Genomic DNA, 20,265 nt, shown 5'->3' with positions numbered 1-20,265 from the left:
TGTTAGGAAGGGTATTCGGAGCCTACAGAGCCGAAGGAGCCCCTTGTGATGCCCCAGCTCAGCGTGATCGTCTACGGGTCGAACACACAGGGGCATCTCGCGGAACTCCTCGAGTCCCTGGACGCCCACCCGCCTTCCGACGCCGAGGTGATCGTCGCGGCCGTCGGCGACTGGGCGCGGGAGACCGCCGAGGGCCACGCCCCGGAGACGATCGTGGTGCCGCTGCCCGAGGGTACCGGTGACGCGGAGGCGCGGTCGGCGGGCGCCGCCCGCGCCTCCGGCCGCTGGCTGCACTTCGTGCACGCCAAGGACGGTCTGCCGGCGGGTGCCCCCCGTCTGATCGCGGAACGAACCGCCGAACTGGACCGCATGAACGAAGCGGCCACCACGTCGGCCACGCCCGTCCCCATCCCACTGCCGGCGACGACACCGGTGGCCGCCCAGCCCGTCGGCACTGCCGCGGCCCGGGTGGCCCCGGCCGCCCGGGACACCCGTTCGGCCCCAGTCGCCGCGACCGTCGGGGCAGGCCAGGGCACCCCGGACGCTCCGGTCGACCAGGCCACCACCCCCGTGGCCCCGCTCGCCCCGGACACCCGCGCCACCCCCGTCCCCGTCACCACTGCCCTCCCGCCGGTGGACGTCCTCCTCTTCGACCACGTCTCCACCACCTGGCAGACCGCCGCCACCCCCTCCCGGGACGGACGGTATCTCGCCGCGGTCGGCCGGGAGGGGCTTCGGCTGGACGAGGCGGCCGGCCTGCTGCGGATCGCCCCGTTGCTCGGCAACCGCGCCCTGCGCGCCGACTTCTGGCGGGCGCACGAGGAGCACCTGCGCACCGACGACGAGCCACGCGCCGCCTACGCCACCCTGCTGCGCGCCGGCCGGGTCGCCTGTCTGAACCAGGCGGCGTACGACAGCCGGGTGCTGCGCCCCGAGAGCCTGCCGCCGCTCGCCCCGGCGTACCGGCTCGCGCTCATCGACCGCTACGAGGACCTGCTCCCGCTCACCCGGGACCGTGGCGCCGCCCGCACGGTGCTGTACGACCTGATGGTGCGCGACCTCCTGCGCACCTTCGCCCGGGAGGACCTGCCCGATCCGGTCGCCCGCGAGTTCTTCCGCCGCGCCTCCCTCGCGGCGGTCCGCTGGCGGCCCGAGGGACACCAGCGGCCGGCGGGCCTCGAAGGCGTACGGCACGCCCTGCTGGAGGAGGGCGCCTACGGCAGGTACCGCGCGTTCCAGACCGGCAACCGCACCCGCCGCGCCGTACGCAAGGCCGTACGCTCCCGCAAGCGCCAGGTGGGCGCGAAGGTCCGCGACCAGCAGTACCGCCGCGCCCTGAGCCGCCCGGTGGATCCCGGCCTGGCCGTGTTCAGCGCCTACTGGGACCGCGGAGTGGCGTGCAACCCGGCCGCGATCGCCGCCAAGCTCGCCGAACTCGCCCCGCACATCCACCGGGTGTGGGTGGTGAACAAGGAGAACGCGGCCCTGCTGCCGCCCGGCACCGACCACGTGGTCCCCGGCACCCGCCGCTACTGGGAGACCCTGGCCACCGCCAGGTTCCTGACGAACAACGTCAACTTCCCGGGCCCGGTGGTCAAACGGCCCGACGCGATCCACCTCCAGACCCACCACGGCACCCCGCTCAAACGCATGGGCCTGGACCAGATGGAGCACCCGGCCGCCGCCAAGGGCATGGACTTCAACGCCCTGCTCGCCCGCGTCGACAAGTGGGACTACAGCCTCAGCGCCAACAGCCACAGCACCCGGATGTGGGAGCGTGCCTACCCCGCCCGCTACACCCCCCTGGACCACGGCTATCCGCGCAACGACGTCTACTACACGGCCACGGCCGCCGACGTCCGCGCGGCCCGCGAACGCCTCGGTATCGCGCCGGGCCGCCGGGCCGTCCTCTACGCCCCCACGCACCGCGACTACGAGGCCGGCTTCACCCCCCGCCTCGACCTCGCCGCCCTCGCCGACCGCCTCGGCGAGGACACGGTCCTCCTCGTCCGCGCCCACTACTTCTACGGCGGCGCCGCCTCCCCGCTGACCGGCCTGCGCCGCTCCGGCCGGATCATCGACGTCTCCTCCTACGACCCCGTCGAGGAACTCTGCCTGGCCGCCGACGCGCTGGTCACGGACTACTCGTCGATCATGTTCGACTACGCCAACCTGGACCGCCCGATCGTCGTCTACGCCGACGACTGGGAGACCTACCGCATCACCCGGGGCGTCTACTTCGACCTGGTGGCGGAACACCCCGGCCAGGTGGCCCGCACCCAGGAGGAGCTGGCGGAGATCTTCGTCTCCGGTGCCTGGCGCGACGAGAGCGCGGCGAAGAAACGCGCCGCTTTCCGGCGCCGGTTCTGCGAGTACGACGACGGCCGGGCCGCCGAACGGGTCGTACGACGGGTCTTCCTCGGTGAACCCGAGGAGGCGCTTCCCCCGGTGCTTCCCCTGGAGGAACGCACCCCCGCCCCGACCCCCGAGGAGGCGACCGCATGACCACGCCCGACGTCACCGTGACGGTCATCGTCTACAACGACGCGGCCCGTCTCCCGCGCGCGGTCGCCTCGCTGCGCGCGCAGACCCACACCAACATCGAGATCGTCATCAGCGACGACCACTCCACGGACGACACCCCCGCCGTGGCCCGGGAACTGGCGGCGCGGGACCACCGCATCCGGTACGTGCGGCTCCCGGAGAACAGCGGCGGCTGCAGCGCCCCGCGCAACCGGGCCATCGAGATCGCCCGGGCGCCCTACCTGATGTTCCTCGACAGCGACGACGAACTCCCGCCGCGTGCCGTGGAGTCGCTGCTGGCCGCCCACCGCGAACGGGAGGTGGACTTCACCATGGGCGCGGTCCGGCGGGTGCGGGTGGACAACGGGCGCCGGTCCACCTGGATGCCGCACCTGGTGACCGAGCGCCGCACGCTGGAGGGCATCGAGGCCGAACCGCGCCTGCTGTTCGAGCACCTGTCCACCAGCAAGATGTACGCCCGCGCCTTCCTGGACCGGCACCACCTCCGCTTCCCGGAGGGCATCCACTACGAGGACCAGCTGTTCTCGACGCAGGCGTACTGCCTGGCACGGGCGTTCACGATTATCCCCGACCCGGTGTACGTCTGGTACATCGAGCCGTTCGCGGCCGAGGGCGCCGCCTCCATCTCCAACCAGCGGCACAAGATCTCCAACGTCCGCGACCGCGTCCACGTCCAGCGGCTGATCGACGACTTCCTCGACAGCAGCGGCCACGCCGGACTGCGGGAGGACAAGGACTACAAGTTCCTCAAGCACGACTTCCGGATGTACGCGGGCGACCTGCCCTACCGGGGCGAGGAGTGGCTGCGCTCCTTCGCCGAGGTCGTGAACCCCTACCTGGACACCCTGGCCCCCGGCGCGTACGCGCGGCTGCCCCGGCCGGAGCGGGTGGTACTGGCCCTGCTACGGGAGGGACGCCTGGCGGACACCCGGCTGGCCGCGCGCGGCCTCGGGCATCCGGTGGCGCCACGGCAGATCACCACCGACGCCTCCGGCGTCCCCTACTGGGGCGATCGCGTCCCCGACGCCGAACCGGCCCGGCGCGAACTGGACCTGTCCGACCTGGAGCTGGACACACGGCCCTTCCCCACCGCCCGGTTCCGCCACGAGATCACCGGCCTGGACCGGGGCGCCGGTGCCACGCTCACCCTGAGCGTCCGCACCTACGACCCCGGGCTCCGGCTGCCCGTCGGTCCCCAGCGGGCCGGTCTGCAACTGGCCCCCGGCGGGCGCCGGATGACGGTTCCCTTCCGTCTGGACCCGGTCCGGCCCGGCGTCTTCGAAGGCACCGTCCACCTGGACCTCGCCGCCGCCCCGCTGCCCTTCCACGGTTTCGAGGGCGTACGCCACCCGATGGTCCGCCTTCAGCAGCAGGGCCTGTCCCACACCGGCCTGCTGCTGGCCCCGCTGGACTTCCCGGCCGCCACGACCCGCGTCGACTACCACTCCGGCACGGCCCCGCACGATGTCACCGTCGAGCCCGAGGGCCGCGACCCCGGGCGGCTCCAGATCCGCTGGCGCCCGGTGGGCGTGACGGCCCGGGTGATCCGGCCCGTGGTGCGCCGGGTCGCCAGACCGCGGGTACGCAGGGCGGCGAAGCTGGTGGCCAGCCTGCTGCGGTGAGGAACGGGGCGCCGGCGTCGGTGCGCGGGTCAGGGTGACCGGGCGCCGACGCCGCGCCCGAGGGCTCAGGGCAGCACTCGGTACAGCACCTGTCCCCCCGGACCGGCGGCCACCCTGCGTACCTGGGGCCCGGCCAGGTCACCCGGTCCCACGACCCAGCGCACCCCATACTCCCGCAGGATCCGGCGCCGCTCCGCCGGGGAGGTGCGCGCGTCGAAGTACCGGCTCACCGCGGCCTCCCGTCGCCCGGCGTCCCGCAGGAACACGTCCGGATACCCCGGTGCCACGGTGTACGGCCCGTACGCCGGGATCTGCCGGGCCGGCATCCTGCGCGCCATCACCACGTCCCCGTACGACACCCCCGCCCGCATGATCCACTGGTAACCCGTCCACGGCGTGCGGTACTTCGCGGCGACCACCCCGGGCAGCGCGTCCCGCCCGGTCACATACCCGAGCGTCCCCGCCTGCGTCCACGCCCCCGCCACCAGCGCGGCGCCGAGCACCCACGCCCAGGCCGTACGCACCGCACGCCGCCCGGCCGTCACCGCCTCCAGCGCCGCCGCCAGCTGAGCCGGGATCAGCGCCGCGGGCAGCGCCCGGCCCCACGAGTAGTGGCCGGTCAGGCCGCCCGCGGCGAACACCAGCGCGCCCAGCGCGAAGAACAGCGCCAGCGGGTCCCGGTGGTCCCGCCGCCCGCGAGCCACCAGGGCGACGACCCCGAGCAGCACCAGCCCGAACCGGGCGGCCAGGTGCTCGTACAGCGGCCGGTGCACGGCCTCCAGGTCCGCGCCCGCGGAGAACAGCGCGAAGAAGTCGTAGTACGGCCACAGCCACAGCACCGCCAGTCCCAGGGCGAGCGAGGCGCCGAGCCGCGGCAGCACCGGGCGGCCGGGGCGGGCCGCGATCACCGTGGCCAGCGCGCCCAGGGACGCCACGACCCCGGTGAACTGATGGCACAGCAGGATCAGCGCCCACAGCGCGCCGAGCCCCAGCCACACTCCCCACCCGGCCTCCGCGCGCACGGCCCTCGTCAGCCACGTCCAGAAGTGGAAGGAGAGGCCGAGCGCGAACACGCTCGGGTACGCCACCGTCAGCGCGAGGGAGTTCAGCGACAGGAAGCCGCTCCACTCGAACAGCACCGGCCCCCAGAGGAAGACCAGGCTCAGAAAGGCAGTCGCGGGCGCCGCACGGTGCACGCTCAGCGTACGGACATACCGCCACACCCCGCTGACCAGCAGTCCCAGCGAGACGAGCGCGGCCATGCGCAGCACCACGAACACCGACAGCCCGGTCAGCTTGGCCGCGCAGCCGAGCACCAGCATCCACGGCGAGTAGTACGGGCTCGGCGTATCGGCGTCGACCAGCGGATTGCCGGGATGCGCCAGGCTTCGGCTCAGGCGCTGCACGGTGGCCGCGTGCATGCCGAGGTCGCCCGCCCACGGCAGCCGGACGACCACCAGGAGCAGCAGCACCAGGACCAGCGCGGCGACGGCCCCCGGCAGCGAGCGGCCCAGCCGCGCACCGCCGTGCTCCGGCGCCGTGCGGCTCACCGGCTCCAGCTCAGCGGGCTTGGTGCGCATCCGTCCACGATCCCCGGGTGCGGTTGATCACTGTCACACCCCAGACCCTATACGAACCCCTCCGAAGAGCGGCAGACGGAACATTCACCTCGGGAACGAAGGCGCCCCGGGTCGCTGTCCGCGGACCCGGGGCGCCTTTCGTGCCGTACCGCTACGAGTGCGAGCGCAGCAGCGTCCGCATCGTGCGCATCGCCACCGAGAGGTTGGCGAGGTCGAAGGAGTCCGAACCGCGGATCTCGTCCAGGGTGCTGCGCGCCCGGCCGAGGATCGCGGAGTTCTTCTGCTCCCACGCCGTGAAGCGCTGCTCGGGCGTCGAGGTGCCGTTGCCGGCCGCGAAGACGTCCGCGGTCAGCGCCGCGTGCGCCGCGTACAGGTCCTCACGGATGGAGGCGCGGGCCATGGACTGCCAGCGGTCGTTGCGGGGCAGCTCGCTGATGCGGTCCATCAGCTGGGTGATGTCGAGCCGGTCGGCGAGGTCAAAGTAGATCTCGGCGACGTCCAGCGGCTCCTTGCCCATGCGGTCGGCCACCCAGACGATGTCCAGCGCCGGGAAGGCGGAGGAGAAGCCGGCCACCCGGGTGGCGAGCTCGTCCGGGACTCCGGCGGCCACCAGCTCGTCGTACACGTGCTGGTACCACTCCGCGTCCGCGCCGCGCAGCAGCTTCGGCAGCTGCTGCCAGACCTGCTCGACCCGCTCGGCGAAGAACTCGACCGTCTCGGCGAGCTGCAGCGGCTGCGGCCGGTTGTTGAGCAGCCAGCGCGTGCCGCGCTCGATCAGACGGCGCGAGTGCAGCCGGATCCGGGTCTGGACGGCGGCGTCGACCCGGTTGTCCAGGGTCTCCACCGCGTCCCACACCGGCGCCGAGCGGAAGATCGCGCGGGCCGCGGTCTGGGCCCGGACGATCTCCTCCAGCGACGCTCCGGTCTCCTCGCGCAGGCGGTGCAGATACGTTGTACCGCCTGTGTTGACCGTGTCGTTGACCAGCACGGTCGTGGTGATCTCGCGGCGCAGCGGGTGGCCCTCGATGGCCTCGGCGAACCGCTCGCGCAGGGCGGAGGGGAAGTAGGCGTACAGCAGGCCGCGCAGATAGGGGTCGTCCGGCAGCGAGGTGTGCAGCAGCTCCTCGGCGACCGTGATCTTCGTGTACGCCAGCACCACGGCCGTCTCCGGGCTGGTCAGGCCCTGGCCCTGGGCGAGACGCTCGCGGATCTGGCGGTCGGTCGGCAGGAACTCCAGCGCCCGGTCCAGGTGGCCCTCGCGCACCAGGTGGCGGATGAACCGCTGCTGGGCGTGGAGCATGTCCTTGGCCTGGAACAGGGCGTTGGCGAGAGCCGCGTTCTGCGCGTAGTTGTTGCGCAGCACCAGGTCGCCGACCTCGTCGGTCATCTCGGCGAGCAACTTGTTGCGCTGCTTGACGGTCATGTCGCCCTCGGTGACCAGACCGTTCAGCAGGATCTTGATGTTCACCTCGTGGTCGGAGGTGTCCACACCGGCGCTGTTGTCGATCGCGTCGGTGTTGATCCGGCCGCCCTGCAACGCGAACTCGATACGGCCCAGCTGGGTCAGGCCCAGGTTGCCGCCCTCGCCGACCACCTTGACGCGCAGGTCGGCGCCGTCGACCCGGATGGCGTCGTTGGCCTTGTCGCCGACGTCCGCGTTCGACTCCGCCGACGACTTCACATAGGTGCCGATGCCGCCGTTCCACAGCAGGTCCACCGGCGCCTGGAGGATGGCCTTCATCAGGTCGGCCGGGGTCATCTTGGAGACCTTGCCCTCGATACCGAGGGCCTCCCGGATGTGGCTGTTGAGCGTGATCGCCTTGGCGCTGCGCGGGAAGATCCCGCCGCCCGCGGAGAGCAGCCCGGTGTCGTAGTCGGCCCAGCTGGAGCGGGGCAGCTCGAACAGGCGGCGGCGCTCGGCGTAGGAGGTGGCCGCGTCCGGGGTGGGGTCGATGAAGATGTGCCGGTGGTCGAAGGCGGCGACCAGGCGGATGTGCTCGGACAGCAACATGCCGTTGCCGAACACGTCACCGGACATGTCACCGATGCCGACGACCGTGAAGTCCTCGCTCTGCGTGTCCACGCCCAGCTCGCGGAAGTGCCGCTTCACGGACTCCCAGGCGCCACGCGCGGTGATGCCCATGCCCTTGTGGTCGTAACCGGCCGAGCCGCCGGAGGCGAAGGCGTCACCGAGCCAGAAGTCGTACTGCTCGGCGACCCCGTTGGCGATGTCGGAGAACGTCGCCGTGCCCTTGTCGGCCGCGACGACCAGATAGGTGTCGTCGCCGTCGTGCCGGACCACGTCACGGGGCGGTACGACCTCGCCGCCGATCATGTTGTCGGTGATGTCGAGCAGCGCCGAGATGAAGGTCTTGTAGCTGGCGATGCCCTCGGCCAGCCAGGCGTCCCGGTCCACGCTCGGGTCCGGCAGCTGCTTGGCGACGAAGCCGCCCTTGGCGCCGACCGGCACGATGACCGTGTTCTTCACCATCTGCGCCTTGACCAGGCCGAGGATCTCCGTGCGGAAGTCCTCACGCCGGTCGGACCAGCGCAGACCGCCGCGGGCGACCTTGCCGAAGCGCAGGTGCACGCCCTCGACGCGCGGCGAGTACACCCAGATCTCGTACGCCGGGCGCGGCGCGGGCAGGTCCGGGATGGCCTGCGGGTCGAACTTCATGGACACGTACGCGTGCGGGCCGCCGCCGGTCGTCTCCTGGAAGAAGTTCGTGCGCAGCGTCGCCTTGATCACGGTCAGGAAGGAACGCAGGATGCGGTCCTCGTCCAGGCTCGCCACCTGGTCCAGGGCCGCGTCCAGCTCCTCCAGCAGGGCGTCGGTGATCTCCAGTCCGGCCCGCTGCCGGTCCGGGGACATCCGCGCCTCGAACAGGGAGACGAGCAGACGGGTGGTGTGGACGTTGTTGCGGAGGGTGTCCTCCATGTAGTCCTGCGAGAAGGTCGAGCCGGCCTGCCGCAGGTACTTGGCGTAGGCGCGCAGCACCATCGCCTGCCGCCAGGTCAGCCCGGCGCTCAGCACCAGGGCGTTGAAGCCGTCGTTCTCCGCCTGGCCGGTCCAGGTCGCGGCGAACGCCTCCTGGAACCGCTCACGGCCGTCCTCGCCGAGGTAGTCGCCGTTGCCGCCGCCCAGCGACTTCGGCATGCGCAGACCGAAGTCGTAGATCCACGCGGTCGTGCGGTCGGCGCAGCGCAGCTCGTAGGGCCGCTCGTCGGTGACCTCCACGCCCAGCCGGCTGAGCACGGGCAGCACCTGCGAGAGGGAGACCGTGCCCCCCTTCTGGTAGATCTTGAAGCGGCGCTCGTCGGGGGCGGCGCCCACCGGCTCGTACAGGCTCAGCGAGAAGGACGTGTCCTCGCCCAGCTGCTCCAGGTGGACGAGGTCGGCGACCGCGGCGCGCGGGGAGTGGTCGGCCTTGTAGCCCTCGGGGAAGGCGTTGTTGTAGCGGCTGAGCACCTCGGCCGCGTACTCCTCGCCGCACTCGGCGGTCAGCGACTCCGCGAACGCGTCCGCCCAGGAGCGGGCCGCCTCCACCAGCCGTGCCTCGATGCGCTCCTTGTCGCTGTCCGACAGCTCGGACAGCTCGGTGCCCTGCGGGACCCGGACGACGAAGTGCAGCCGGGAGAGGATCGACTCGGTGTTCCAGGCGGTGAAGTCGACGCTGATCCCGCCGAGCTCTTCCTTCAGGATGTCGATGATGCGCAGCCGGACACCGGTGGTGTAGCGGTCGCGCGGAAGGTAGACGAGGGCCGAGTAGTAGCGGCCGTACTCGTCCTGGCGCAGGTACAGCCGCAGCCGGCGGCGCTCCTGCAGATAGAGGACGCTCGTGACGATGGACTGCAGTTCGGCGACCGGGGTCTGGAACAGCTCGTCGCGCGGGTAGGTCTCCAGGATCTGGAGCAGGTCGCGGCCGTCGTGGCTGTTGGGCGAGAACCCGGCGCGCCGCAGGACCTCGTCGACCTTGCGGCGGATGACGGGGACACGGCGCACGGACTCGGTGTAGGCCGCGGAGGAGAACAGGCCGAGGAAGCGGCGCTCGCCGACGACGTTGCCGTCCGCGTCGAACTTCTTGACGCCGATGTAGTCCAGGTACGACGGCCGGTGCACGGTGGCCCGGCTGTTGGCCTTGGTCAACACCAGCAGCTTGTGCTCGCGGGCCTTGGCGCGGACGTCGGCCGGCAGGCGCTCGAAGGACGGGCTGACCGGATGCTGGTCGTCCTCGGCGTGCCGCGGGTCGGAGCGCAGTATGCCGAGGCCGGTGCCGGGCACGGCGGCGAGCGTGTCGTCGTCGCGCAGCTGGTATTCGCGGTAGCCGAGGAAGGTGAAGTGGTCGGAGGACAGCCAGCGCAGCAGCTCGCGGGCCTCCTCGACCTCGGGCCTGGGCATGTCGGCGGGGGCGGGCTCGCCCTCCAGGTCGTCGGCGATCCGGGTCGCCGTGGTCCGCATCTTCTCCCAGTCCTCGACGGCCTCGCGGACGTCGGACAGGACGCGCAGCAGGTCGAGGGTGATCTGCTTGAGGTCGGCGCGGTCGGTCTCACGGTCGATCTCGACGTGGATCCAGGACTCGACGTGCGCGTCGTGCGGCAGGTCACCGGTGGGCGGGGTCCGCACGACCTCCAGCAGCTTGCCGGTGACGTCGCGCCGCACCACGAACTGCGGGTGGACGACGGCGTGGATGCCGCGCCCCTGCCGGGTCAGCTCGTTGGTGACCGAGTCGACGAGGAAGGGCATGTCGTCGGTGACGACCTCCACGACGGTGTGGCTGCAGGTCCACCCGTTCTCTTCCACGGTCGGGGTGTAGACCCGGACGTTCGCGGTGCCCTGGGGGCGGGTCTCGGCGAGACGGTAGTGCGAGACCGCGGCGCCGAAGACGTCGACCGGGTCGCGGTCGGCGAGGTCTTCCGGGGCGGTGTGCAGGTAGTAGCGCTGGAGGAACGTGAGCACCGTCTCGCTGTCCGGGGTGCCGGGAGTGCCCTCGCTCGTCGTCCCGGTCGGTAGGTGCCCCCCGACCGGGCTGTTCTCAGCTACCCGGGCGGCCCTCTCGAGCAGCTCGGCCTTTGCTTCGTCCAGCTTGGTCTGCATTGTCCTCTGGCTCCTGTCGCGCGCCATTGCGTGACGTAGAAGGAAGTACGGTCTCTCCTCCTCCGGCGTGACGCCACGGCCCGGGGTGTCCGGTCCATTCAGACGCTATGCCGCGAGGCGAGATGAGCGGGGGGAATTCGGCCATTTTCGGCATGCCCGCGGGGTGTGACGCTGCTCTCGGCGCCGCCGTGCCCCGGGGATTCCTCGGCGTCCTGGAGGCGTCGGCGCCCCCGAACCGCCCGCGAAGATCAGCGACCGCCGCCCGGTCACGGAGATGCTCCGTGCAACCCGGGCGCAGGGCAGGGGCAGCAGCGCCCCCGCGAGATATCGCGCTGATCACGCCACCAGGCTATCGCTCCTCACCCCGGAGCCGTCATGAGCCGTATGTGTACAAAACCAAGGGGGTAACTTTGACGTTCTGCACAGCGCCATGGCGGCCGCGGGTGACGTATCCGTGCCGAATCCGGCCACGCGCCGCACCGCGTATCCGGTAGCGCTCCCCCGCGCGCGGACGCACCCTGAAAGCGACGGGCCCCCTTGGCAAGCAAGCCCGGCGGCGGCACGTTACCCAGGAGAGCGCGGCGCGGACGGTGCGCCCCTCCCGGAGCCTGCTGAGGAGCCGACATGCCCGCGAAGATCCTCATCGTCACCGGAGACGCGGCGGAGTCGCTGGAAGTCCTCTACCCCTACCAGCGCCTGCGCGAAGAGGGCTACGAGGTGCACATCGCGGCCCCCACCCGCAAGACCCTCCGCTTCGTCGTGCACGACTTCGAGCCCGGCTACGACACCTACACCGAGAAACCCGGCTACACCTGGCCCGCCGACCTCGCCTTCTCCGAGGTGGAGCCGGGTGAGTACGCGGCCCTCGTCATCCCCGGCGGCCGGGCGCCCGAGTATCTGCGCAACGACCTCGAACTGCGCAAGATCCTCAAGGCGTTCTTCGACTCCGACAAGCCGGTCGCCCAGATCTGTCACGGCCCGCTGCTCACCGCGGCGATCGACAGCCTGCGCGGCCGCCGGGTCACGGCCTATCCGGCCCTGGAACTCGACATGCAGGCGGCCGGCGCGGACTTCCAGGACACCGAGGCGGTCGTCGACGGCACCCTGGTCTCCTCCCGCGCCTGGCCGGACCACCCGGCCTGGATGCGAGAGTTCCTGGAAGTCCTCCGCACCAAGACCCCGACCCCCTGACACCACCCACACGGCGACCGGGCGCGCGCGTGGTGCCCCGGCGACGCGGACAAGCGGCCCGGCCCCGCCCGGCACGGGCGCCGGTGCCCGGCGAGCCCATGTCCGCCGAGCACTGCGCACCGGCGGACGCGCCCGGCACCCGCGAACTGCCCGCACCCGCGAACGTGCCCCGCATCCGGCAGACGCGGGCGGACTCCGCCTACGCCGCGAGGCGCTGCGCCTCCGCCACGGCCTCCTGGAGCGTGTCCACCACCGGCACGCCGACCTCTTCCAGACTGGCCCGGCCGTGCGAACCCCCGGTGTACAGGACGGCCCGCGCTCCCACCAGCCCCGCGGCGATCGCGTCGTCCGCCGCGTCCCCGATCACCACCGTGCGCGCCGGCTCCACCACCCCGGCCAGCGCCCGCAGATGCCGCACCATGTGCTCGGCCTTGCTCCCGCCGGACGGCCCCGTACGACCGTCGACCCGCAGGAAGTGCGCCTCGATCCCGAACCCCCGCACGAGCGGCACCAGGTCCTCGTGCCCGTACATGCTCAGCAACGACTGGCTGTGCCCCGCCGACCGCCACCCGGCGAGCAGTTCGGCCGCGCCCGCGGTGAGCCCGCACCGCACCCGGTGCTCGCTGTAGTGCCGGTGGAACACCGCGTCCATCAGCTCCCACTCGGCATCGGTCGGCAGCCGGCCCAGCAGCCGCTCGTAGAACTTCGGCACCGGCACGCAGTACAGCGCTCGGTAACGCTCCAGCGTGATCGGCGCGAGCCCCAGTTCGGCGAAGGCCGCGTTGGTCGCCCCGATGATCGCGTCGTTGTCGTGGAACAGGGTGCCGTTCCAGTCCCAGACGATGTGCGCGCTTGCCTGCTTCCCCATGTCCATGACCGTACCCGCGCCCACCGACAATTCCCGCGGCCCGCCCGGCTCAGGCCTGCCCGACCAGGCTGGGGATCTCCTGCGTGGCGTACCAGAGCAGCTCGTGGTCGTCCGCCTCGTCGACGACGTACTGCGCGTCGTCGTCCCCGCCGTCCGCCGCCGCCAGGGCGTCCGCCGCCGCGGCGACCTCCGCCTCCGCGTCGTCGGCGTCGACGTGCACCGCGGCCGCCTTCGCGAGCGGCACCGCCGACGCCACGGTCACCTCGCCCAGCGCCGCCGGGTCGGACCCGCGGCCGGTGTCGGCGGTGGCGGCGCCGTCGGGCACGTCGACGGCGACCACGACCCGGCGCCGCTGCGCACCCGGGTCGGCGGCGAGCAGCCGCAGCGAGGCTTGGGCGGCCCGGCTCAGCGCCGCGTACTCCAGCTCCTCGATGTCGTCGGAGAGGTACCACTCGCGCAGCGCGGGCGTGACGGCATACGCGACGAAGGGGCCGCTCCCCAGCTCACCCGTCTTGTGCGCCTCGGCGAGAGCGGGGAGGGACAGGGGGACGTAGACGCGCATGGCTGGCCGCTCTTTCCTGGTCGAAGGCCCCGCCGGGCCCCGGGGAGAGCCCGGCCGGCCCGCATCCGGGAGGGCCTTCAGGATACGTGCGTCCGTCCCCTTTCGGGCGCCCGCCCGCACCCCCGCGAGCGTCAAGCCCGCGCCGGAAACTCACCCGGTGTCGCCGCCTCACCGCACGGTCCGCGCAGGCGCCCGCCCCTCTGATGAGTGAACTCCTCCGCCCCCCGCACACCGCCCCCGCCTTCCTTGCCAGCCCCTCCCCGGTCCCCGTACAAGATCCTCGACAGCTGGTTACCGCCCGGTATCTCCCGGGCCCGCCGAACGGGGATCGTCATGAACAAGGTCATGAACCGCGCCGCCCAGCCCCGCCCGCGGCACCGCCCGCCGACCCGCCACGACACCCGCCGACCGGCCGGCGCACCGCCGCGCGCGCCGAGCAGGAACACCGCCCGCCGCACCACCGCCCCGGCTCCCGCCGGCCGTGCGTCCGGCACCACCGCACCGAGTACGCCCACCCACCCGGAAGCGGCCCACGCCCCCCGGACGCCCAGCCCCCCTACCGGCCCACAGTCGGCCCGGACGCTGCCCGACCCCGCCGCATGGCAGCCGCGTCCCACCGACCTGTTCGCGGACCGTCTGGTGGCCGTCCTGAGCGGCCAGCGCCCCGTCCACTGGATGCTCCGCCACACCGCCGGGCGCGCCTACGACGATCTGGCCCGTCTCGCCGCCCTCGGCCCGCTGCGCACCCGGGGCACCCGTCCCGTCGTCCACGACATCGGTTACTTCGTCCCGCGGGACGGCGCCATCGAGGCCTTCGCCCGCATCGCCGCCGGCGGCCAACTCCGGGCCCTGGCCTTCCGCCTGGAGCAGGGCCCCGACCTTCGCTGGCGCTGCACGGCGGTGGAGGCGGGCCCCACGAACCCGTCCCGTCCGACCGCCGCCGCCGCACACTGACCCAGCCGCGTTCCCACCCCGCGGACGCGGAAGGGCCGGGCCCCCCGAAGGGAGACCCGGCCCCACCAGAGCTCAAGACGCCGGTGTCACTTCCTGCGGCGGCGACCGCCCTTGGCCTGCTTGCGCCGCTCCGCCCGCGTCAGGCCGTCGGACTCGGACCGAACCGGCTCGTCGTCGTCCAGGTCGCGCTCGACGATGCCGCCCTCACCGTCCACCGTGGGTGCGGAGAAGTGCAGCTCACGCCGCTGCGGCACGTCCAGGCCCTTCGCCCGGATCTCGGGGCGCGCCCCGGCCTGCGCCGGCACCGTGTCCTGCACACCCTCGCCGACCGGCTGGGCATCCTCGACCGGGACCTCCTCGACCTGCTGCTCGACCTGGACCTCCAGGTTGAACAGGTAGCCGACGGACTCCTCCTTGATGCCCTCCATCATCGCGGTGAACATGTCGAAGCCCTCGCGCTGGTACTCGACCAGCGGGTCCTTCTGCGCCATCGCGCGCAGGCCGATGCCCTCCTGGAGGTAGTCCATCTCGTAGAGGTGCTCGCGCCACTTGCGGTCGAGGACCGACAGCACGACCCGGCGCTCCAGCTCACGCATGATCTCGGAGCCGAGCTGCGCCTCACGGGCCGCGTACTGCTCGTGGATGTCTTCCTTGATGGACTCGGAGATGAACTCGGCGGTCAGACCGGCCCGGTCGCCGGCGGCCTCCTCCAGCTCGTCGATGACGACCTTCACCGGGTACAGCTGCCGGAAGGCGCCCCACAGCCGGTCCAGGTCCCAGTCCTCGGGGAAGCCGTCGGCGGTCTCCGCCGCGACGTACGCGTCGATCGTGTCGTCCATGAAGTGCTGGACCTGCTCGTGCAGATCCTCGCCCTCCAGGACGCGACGGCGCTCGCCGTAGATGACCTCGCGCTGCCGGTTGAGCACCTCGTCGTACTTCAGGACGTTCTTACGGGTCTCGAAGTTCTGCTGCTCGACCTGCGACTGCGCGGACGCGATCGCGCGGGTGACCATCTTGTTCTCGATCGGCACGTCGTCGGGCACGTTCGCCATGGACATCACGCGCTCGACCATCTGGGCCTTGAACAGGCGCATCAGGTCGTCACCGAGCGAGAGGTAGAACCGGGACTCGCCGGGGTCGCCCTGACGGCCGGAACGGCCGCGCAGCTGGTTGTCGATCCGGCGCGACTCGTGCCGCTCGGTACCGAGGACGTAGAGGCCGCCGAGTTCCTTGACCTCCTCGAACTCGGCCTTGACCGCCTGCTCGGCCTTCTCGAGGGCGGCGGGCAGGGCGTGCGCCCACTCCTCGATGTGCTCCTCGGGGTCCAGGCCGCGCTGGCGCAGCTCCGCCTCGGCGAGGTCGTCGGGGTTGCCGCCGAGCTTGATGTCCGTGCCTCGGCCGGCCATGTTGGTGGCCACCGTCACGGCGCCCTTGCGGCCGGCCTGGGCGACGATCGACGCCTCACGCTCGTGGTGCTTGGCGTTCAGCACCTCGTGCTGGATGCCGCGCTTGCTGAGCTGCTGGGAGAGGTACTCCGACTTCTCGACGGACGTCGTGCCGACGAGGATCGGCTGACCCTTCTCGTGCTTCTCGGCGATGTCGTCGACGACCGCCTCGAACTTCGCGACCTCGGTGCGGTAGATCAGGTCCGACTGGTCCTTGCGGACCATCGGCTTGTTCGTGGGGATCGGGACCACGCCGAGCTTGTAGATCTGGTGGAACTCGGCGGCCTCGGTCATCGCCGTACCGGTCATGCCGGAGAGCTTGCCGTAGAGGCGGAAGAAGTTCTGCAGGGTGATCGTGGCGAGGGTCTGGTTCTCGTCCTTGATGTCCACCCCTTCCTTCGCCTCGATCGCCTGGTGCATGCCCTCGTTGTAGCGACGGCCGGCGAGGATTCGGCCGGTGTGCTCGTCCACGATCATGACTTCGCCGTCGATGACGACGTAGTCCTTGTCCTTCTTGAACAGTTCCTTCGCCTTGATGGCGTTGTTCAGGTAACCCACGAGCGGGGTGTTCACCGACTCGTAGAGGTTGTCGATGCCCAGCCAGTCCTCGACCTTGCTGACACCGGACTCGTGGATGGCGACCGTGCGCTTCTTCTCGTCGACGTCGTAGTCGCCGGTCTCCTCGAGGCCCTTGAGCGGATTGCCGGCCTCGCCGCGCTTGAGGCGCGTGACCAGCTTGGCGAAGTCGCCGTACCACTTGGTGGCCTGATCGGCGGGGCCGGAGATGATCAGCGGCGTACGGGCCTCGTCGACGAGGATCGAGTCGACCTCGTCGACGATGGCGAAGTTGTGGCCGCGCTGCACCAGCTCGTCCTGCGACCACGCCATGTTGTCGCGCAGGTAGTCGAAGCCGAACTCGTTGTTCGTGCCGTAGGTGATGTCGCACGCGTACTGCTCGCGGCGCTGGGCCGGCGTCATGTTGGCGAGGATGCAGCCGACTTCCAGGCCCAGGAACTTGTGGACGCGGCCCATCATCTCGGAGTCGCGCTCGGCCAGGTAGTCGTTGACCGTGATGAGGTGGACGCCGTCTCCGGAGAGGGCGTTCAGATACGCGGGCAGGGTGCCGACGAGCGTCTTGCCCTCACCGGTCTTCATCTCGGCGACGTAACCGAGGTGGAGGGCGGCGCCGCCCATCAGCTGCACGTCGTAGTGCCGCTGGCCCAGGACGCGCTTGGCGGCCTCGCGGACGGTGGCGAACGCCTCGGGGAGCAGGTCGTCCAGGGTCTCCCCGTCGGCATACCGCTGCTTGTACTCGTCGGTGAGGGCGCGCAGCTCGGCGTCGGAGAGGTCGACGAAGTCCTCTTCGATGGAGTTGACCTGGTCCGCGATGCGGTGCAGCTTGCGCAGGATCTTGCCTTCGCCTGCACGCATGATCTTCGAGAGGACGGACACGGGGGCTGGTCTCCTTGCCGGTCGGGCCTGGGACGGTCGGGTTTTCCTTCTGACGTACTGAGCAACCGCCATCGTATGCGAGGACCCGCCCGCGCCGGGAGGCCTGGCGGCCCGACGGCTGCTTCAACCAGGACAACGGCCGTGGCAAGCGGATGGTGCCGCCTCCGAACGAGGAATTGCACGAAATGTGATCAGGCGCTCGCGCGTCGCGAAAACCGGTGGCCCGCGCGCGGGGCCGTGAGCAGAATCGGTCGATGGACCCCGTGACCCTCACCACCGACCGCCTTCTGCTGCGCACCGTCGGCCCCGCGGACACCGAGGCGGTGTACCGGGCCGCACAGGATCCCGGCATCCAGCGCTGGACGGTGGTCCCCTCCCCCTACCGGCACGAGGACGCCCGCCGTTTCACGGAGGAGCTGGTCCCCGACGGGTGGTCGCGGGGCTCGATGTTCACCTTCGGCGTCTTCCTGGCCGACGGGCGGCCGGGCGGCGGGGACCTGGCCGGCATGCTGGGCCTGACGAGGCACTCGCCGGGCATGGCGGAGGTGGGTTTCTGGGCGGCCGGTGACCACCGCGGCCGGGGATACGTCACCGAGGCCACGCTCGCCGCCTGCCGCTGGATCTTCACCGAGGTCGGCGTCGACCGGGTCGAATGGCGCGCCGAGGTGGGCAATCACCCCTCCCGCGCGGTGGCCGAGCGCGCGGGATTCACCATCGAGGGCACCCTGCGCTGCGGACTCGAAAACAAGGGGGTCCGCCGCGACTGCTGGGTCGGCTCCCTGCTCCCCCGCGATCTGGGCCTGCCGTCCACGGCGCCGTACCTGCCCGCCCCGCGCGCCTAGGGCCGGCGAAGCCACAGCTCACAGCCGACTGTCAGTGGCACCCTCTATCGTCCACGACATGACGACCCTTCCGCGCCCCGCCCTCAGTCTCACCGCGGACGACGCCCGCCGTATCGTCCTGCGAGCCCAGGGCTTCCTCGGCGTGCCAGACCGGCGGGCCGGTGTGCGGGGGGTGCTGCGCCGGCTCGGCGCGGTCCAGCTCGACACGATCTCGGTGCTGGCCCGGTCCCATGAACTCGTGCCGTACGCCCGGCTCGGCGCGGTCGGCCGCAAGCCGGTCGAGTCCGCCTACTGGAAGGACTCGCACGCGTTCGAGTACTGGTCGCACGCCGCGTGCATCCTCCCCGTCGAGGAGTGGCCGCACTTCGCCTTCCGCCGCCGCGCCTACCGAAACCGGCCGCACTGGGGCCACGAACTCCCCGAAGGCACCTACGACCAGGTCATCAAGCAGCTGCGCGTGGAAGGCCCGCTGACCGCCACGGAACTGGGCGGCGCGAAGAAGACGAACGACTGGTGGGACTGGTCGGGCACCAAGGTCGCCGTGGAGCGGGCGCTGATGTACGGCGAGGTGGTGTGCGTCGAGCGGCGCGGCTGGAAGCGGCTGTACGACCTCGCCGAGCGGGCGATCCCACAGCCGCTGCTCCATGACGAGCTGGACGACCGCGAGTGCGTGCGCCGTCTGGTCCGGCTGGCCGGCGAGGCCCTCGGGGTCGGCACGCGCGCGGACATCGCCGACTACCACCGCCTCAAGGGCGAGCAGGTCGACGCGGTGATCGCCGACTCGGGTCTGGTCCCGGTCGAGGTGGAGGGCTGGGGCAAGCCCGCCTGGGCGGATCCGCGGGCCCTGGCGACGCCCCCGCGCGGCCGTCACCGCACGACGCTGCTGTCGCCGTTCGACTCGCTCGTCTGGGAGCGGGCGCGCACGGAACGGATCTTCGGCTTCACCCACCGCCTGGAGGCCTACGTCCCCAAACCCAAGCGGGTCTACGGCTACTTCGCCATGCCGGTACTCGCCGGCGGCCGGCTGGTCGGCCGCGTCGACCCCGCCCGCGAGGGCCGCACCCTGGTGGCCAGGCAGGTCACCCTGGACGGCCCGAAGGCGGTCCCGGCGGTCGCCCAGGCCCTTGTCGAGGCGGCATCCTGGGTGAACTGCACGGACGTCCGCGTCGAACGCGTGGACACACCCGACCTGCGTGAGCCTCTGGCGAGAGAACTCGTCCACGCCATCGGCTGACCACGCGGATCCCCGGCAAAACGCTTCCGGTTCAGCGGATCACGGGCCGGCGGGTCACCGGGTCAGCGGATCTCCAGGATCTTCTCCCGCATCGCGTAGACCACGGCCTCCATCCTGGAGTGCAGTTGCAGCTTCTCCAGGATGTTGCGGACGTGGTTCTTGACGGTGTTCTCGGAGATGAACAACTGCTTGGCGATGTCCCGGTTGTTCATCCCGGTGGCGACGAGCTTGAGGACTTCCAGCTCCCGGTCGGTCAGCCGGGGCGCGGGCACCAGCCGGCGCTCGTCGGTGCGCTGGATCATCGACTTGAACTCGGTGAGGAGTTTCGACGCCATCGAGGGACTGATCTGCGACTGCCCGTCGGCCACCGCGCGAATGGCGGTGGCCACCTCGTCGGTGGAGATCTCCTTGAGGAGGTATCCGGTCGCGCCCGCTTTGATCGCCTCGTAGAGATCGGCCTCTTCGTCGCTGATCGTCAGCATGATGATCTTCGCGCTGGGGGCGACCTCCTTGATGGAGGTGCACGCCTCGATGCCGCCGCGCTTGGGCATACGGACGTCCATCAGCACGATGTCGGGCAGCAGGTCGGCCGCCTTGTCGACGGCCTCGGCCCCGTCGCCCGCCTCGCCGACGACCTGGATGTCCTCCTCGGCGGCGAGCACGATCTCCAGGCCGCGCCGGAAGAGGGCGTGGTCGTCCACGACCAGGACCCTGATCGGCTCCTTGCGCGGCGGGTCCGCGTCCGGCCCCGCGCCGATGTCATGGTCGTCGGCGTCCCCGCCCCGCATCGGTCCGAAGGTGTCCGCCATCGTTCCTCCCCCTGAAGGCTGTGGCCTGTGGTCCTGTGCCATCGCCAACCCAAGGCAGCGGCCCACC

General features: G+C 71.5%; 12 protein-coding genes. 6 read left to right on the top strand and 6 right to left on the bottom strand.

Features of this window, described 5'->3' with window-relative positions; all coding sequences use genetic code 11:
* Nucleotides 1–48: 48 nt before the first annotated feature.
* Both ACIBA9_RS09590 and ACIBA9_RS09585 read left to right on the top strand, forming a co-directional pair.
* Nucleotides 49–2,505: a CDP-glycerol glycerophosphotransferase family protein gene (locus ACIBA9_RS09590; RefSeq protein ID WP_399361341.1), complete on the top strand. Its 2,457-nt coding sequence runs from the start codon at nucleotides 49–51 to the stop codon at nucleotides 2,503–2,505.
* A complete protein-coding gene (locus tag ACIBA9_RS09585) occupies nucleotides 2,502–4,166 on the top strand; it encodes a glycosyltransferase family 2 protein (protein WP_399361339.1) in 1,665 nt (554 codons plus the stop codon). Before ACIBA9_RS09590 ends, ACIBA9_RS09585 begins: the two co-directional genes overlap by 4 nt.
* Before the next feature lie 65 nt (nucleotides 4,167–4,231).
* Here ACIBA9_RS09585 and ACIBA9_RS09580 read toward each other — a convergent pair whose 3' ends face one another.
* Nucleotides 4,232–5,746: a hypothetical protein gene (locus ACIBA9_RS09580; protein WP_399361337.1), complete on the bottom strand. Its 1,515-nt coding sequence runs from the start codon at nucleotides 5,744–5,746 to the stop codon at nucleotides 4,232–4,234.
* A gap of 151 nt (nucleotides 5,747–5,897) precedes the next feature.
* A complete protein-coding gene (locus ACIBA9_RS09575; protein ID WP_399361335.1) occupies nucleotides 5,898–10,841 on the bottom strand; it encodes an NAD-glutamate dehydrogenase in 4,944 nt (1,647 codons plus the stop codon).
* A gap of 624 nt (nucleotides 10,842–11,465) precedes the next feature.
* Between ACIBA9_RS09575 and ACIBA9_RS09570 the strand changes: the two genes are divergently transcribed.
* Entirely contained in the window at nucleotides 11,466–12,032 is a 567-nt protein-coding gene (locus ACIBA9_RS09570) for a DJ-1/PfpI family protein (RefSeq protein WP_362154692.1), read from the top strand.
* A 199-nt stretch (nucleotides 12,033–12,231) separates the two neighbouring features.
* On the opposite strand, the gene ACIBA9_RS09565 is transcribed toward ACIBA9_RS09570, so the two are convergent.
* Nucleotides 12,232–12,900, bottom strand: coding sequence for an HAD family hydrolase (locus ACIBA9_RS09565; RefSeq protein ID WP_399361333.1), 669 nt, complete (start codon nucleotides 12,898–12,900; stop codon nucleotides 12,232–12,234).
* A 49-nt stretch (nucleotides 12,901–12,949) separates the two neighbouring features.
* A complete protein-coding gene (locus ACIBA9_RS09560; protein ID WP_399361331.1) occupies nucleotides 12,950–13,462 on the bottom strand; it encodes a DUF6912 family protein in 513 nt (170 codons plus the stop codon).
* A gap of 333 nt (nucleotides 13,463–13,795) precedes the next feature.
* On the opposite strand from ACIBA9_RS09560, the gene ACIBA9_RS09555 reads away from it, so the two are divergent.
* On the top strand, nucleotides 13,796–14,416 hold the full coding sequence (locus ACIBA9_RS09555) for an Rv3235 family protein (RefSeq protein WP_399361329.1): 621 nt from the start codon (nucleotides 13,796–13,798) through the stop codon (nucleotides 14,414–14,416).
* An 86-nt stretch (nucleotides 14,417–14,502) separates the two neighbouring features.
* Here the strand turns inward: ACIBA9_RS09555 and secA are convergent, their stop codons facing one another.
* On the bottom strand, nucleotides 14,503–17,313 hold the full coding sequence (secA, locus tag ACIBA9_RS09550) for a preprotein translocase subunit SecA (RefSeq protein WP_399361327.1): 2,811 nt from the start codon (nucleotides 17,311–17,313) through the stop codon (nucleotides 14,503–14,505).
* Between the two features lie 254 nt (nucleotides 17,314–17,567).
* On the opposite strand from secA, the gene ACIBA9_RS09545 reads away from it, so the two are divergent.
* Nucleotides 17,568–18,155 (top strand): GNAT family N-acetyltransferase, encoded by a 588-nt coding sequence (locus ACIBA9_RS09545; RefSeq protein WP_399361325.1) that lies wholly within the window; start codon nucleotides 17,568–17,570, stop codon nucleotides 18,153–18,155.
* A 58-nt stretch (nucleotides 18,156–18,213) separates the two neighbouring features.
* Nucleotides 18,214–19,389 (top strand): winged helix-turn-helix domain-containing protein, encoded by a 1,176-nt coding sequence (locus ACIBA9_RS09540; protein ID WP_399361323.1) that lies wholly within the window; start codon nucleotides 18,214–18,216, stop codon nucleotides 19,387–19,389.
* A 62-nt stretch (nucleotides 19,390–19,451) separates the two neighbouring features.
* Here the strand turns inward: ACIBA9_RS09540 and ACIBA9_RS09535 are convergent, their stop codons facing one another.
* The gene (locus ACIBA9_RS09535) at nucleotides 19,452–20,198 is read right to left on the bottom strand and encodes a response regulator (protein ID WP_399361321.1); all 747 of its coding nucleotides are present in this window, start codon (nucleotides 20,196–20,198) and stop codon (nucleotides 19,452–19,454) included.
* Nucleotides 20,199–20,265 lie beyond the last annotated feature (67 nt).

The sequence above is a fragment of the Streptomyces sp. NPDC051452 genome (assembly GCF_044454765.1).
Taxonomy (GTDB): Bacteria; Actinomycetota; Actinomycetes; order Streptomycetales; family Streptomycetaceae; genus Streptomyces.
Note: the sequence above shows the minus strand (reverse complement) of the source record. Positions and strands in the feature narration are given on the sequence as shown.

Excerpts from the sequence above, each read along its gene's own strand:
- ACIBA9_RS09590 (WP_399361341.1), top strand. The coding sequence starts at position 49 with ATGCCCCAGCTCAGCGTGATCGTCTACGGGTCGAACACACAGGGGCAT.
- ACIBA9_RS09585 (WP_399361339.1), top strand. The coding sequence starts at position 2,502 with ATGACCACGCCCGACGTCACCGTGACGGTCATCGTCTACAACGACGCG.
- ACIBA9_RS09580 (WP_399361337.1), bottom strand. The coding sequence starts at position 5,746 with ATGCGCACCAAGCCCGCTGAGCTGGAGCCGGTGAGCCGCACGGCGCCG.
- ACIBA9_RS09575 (WP_399361335.1), bottom strand. The coding sequence starts at position 10,841 with ATGCAGACCAAGCTGGACGAAGCAAAGGCCGAGCTGCTCGAGAGGGCC.
- ACIBA9_RS09570 (WP_362154692.1), top strand. The coding sequence starts at position 11,466 with ATGCCCGCGAAGATCCTCATCGTCACCGGAGACGCGGCGGAGTCGCTG.
- ACIBA9_RS09565 (WP_399361333.1), bottom strand. The coding sequence starts at position 12,900 with ATGGGGAAGCAGGCAAGCGCGCACATCGTCTGGGACTGGAACGGCACC.
- ACIBA9_RS09560 (WP_399361331.1), bottom strand. The coding sequence starts at position 13,462 with ATGCGCGTCTACGTCCCCCTGTCCCTCCCCGCTCTCGCCGAGGCGCAC.
- ACIBA9_RS09555 (WP_399361329.1), top strand. The coding sequence starts at position 13,796 with ATGAACAAGGTCATGAACCGCGCCGCCCAGCCCCGCCCGCGGCACCGC.
- ACIBA9_RS09545 (WP_399361325.1), top strand. The coding sequence starts at position 17,568 with ATGGACCCCGTGACCCTCACCACCGACCGCCTTCTGCTGCGCACCGTC.
- ACIBA9_RS09540 (WP_399361323.1), top strand. The coding sequence starts at position 18,214 with ATGACGACCCTTCCGCGCCCCGCCCTCAGTCTCACCGCGGACGACGCC.
- ACIBA9_RS09535 (WP_399361321.1), bottom strand. The coding sequence starts at position 20,198 with ATGGCGGACACCTTCGGACCGATGCGGGGCGGGGACGCCGACGACCAT.